Genomic DNA, 1,020 nt, shown 5'->3' on the forward strand with positions numbered 1-1,020 from the left:
GAGCAGCGGGGAAAGGACGATCTCGGTGCCGTCGGGGCGGTAGGTGTGCCATCGGCCGTCGGGATCTCGAACGATGGTGAAGCCGTGGTGGACCTTGCCGTGGTGGCGTTCGCAGAGGAGCGCCGAGTTCTCCAGACAGGTCTCTCCGCCGTCGCCCCAGTGCAGGACGTGGTGGACCTCGCACCACCAGGCCGGGGCCTCGCAGCCGGCGAACACGCAGCTCTGATCCCGCAGTTCGACCGCCCGCCGCAGGTGCGGTGGGGCGACCCGCTGATCGCGGCCCAGGTCCAGGGGGGCGGAGTCGGGGCCGAGGACGATCCGGCCGACGGTGGCGTCGCAGGCGATCCAGCGGGCGCGGCCGGCGGAGATCGCCGCCCCCATCCCGGTGGTGGCCGCATCGACGCCGGTGGCGGGGTCGATGAGGTCCTCGATGCCGATCAGCACCCCGACGTGCGGCTTCACGGTGCGCAGGATCGGCAGCTGACCGGAGGCCAGCGCCAGGTCGCACAGCTGGACCAGGGCGTCACCGCGGACCTGGGCGGCGGTGCGCATGTCGCCGGCGCAGCGGGACGCCGCCGCGATCGACTCCAGCGCGGTGGCCACCTTCTCCCCACCCACGGCGTCGAGGGAGAACGTTCCGCTGAACGCGCCGCCGAGCAGCCGCGACATGGTCAGCGACCGGCCCTCGGTGGGGTCGGGCTCGGTGCCGTCGGGGTCGAGGTGGCGGGTGTAGTAGCCGACGGCCTCCCGCAGCCGGCGATGGGACACCTCGGTGGCCAGCACGGCGAGGGTCGCGGCGATCTCGGCCACGTCGACACCCTGCTCGGCGGCCCGGGCCAGCCGGGCCGGTGTGGCGACCGGCGCGATCGTGGTCACCGCCTCGGCGCTGATCGCCCCGGTCGCGTACGCCTGCTGCACGGCCGGCAGCTCGTCCAGGACGCGGCCGGCCTCGACCAGCCGCCGGGCGGCACCCTCGGACAGCCGGGTGTGGGTACGCAGCCAGGAGGCCGTCGACTTCGT

Annotated in this window: 1 protein-coding gene; it reads right to left on the minus strand. The window is 74.3% G+C overall.

Annotated elements, in window-relative coordinates:
- Positions 1-1,020: HNH endonuclease signature motif containing protein (locus E4P39_RS22050; protein WP_135138803.1), on the minus strand; the 1,020-nt coding region annotated here is incomplete at both ends.

Origin of the sequence: Blastococcus sp. CT_GayMR19, assembly GCF_004570385.1 — a bacterium.
GTDB lineage: Bacteria > Actinomycetota > Actinomycetes > Mycobacteriales > Geodermatophilaceae > Blastococcus_B.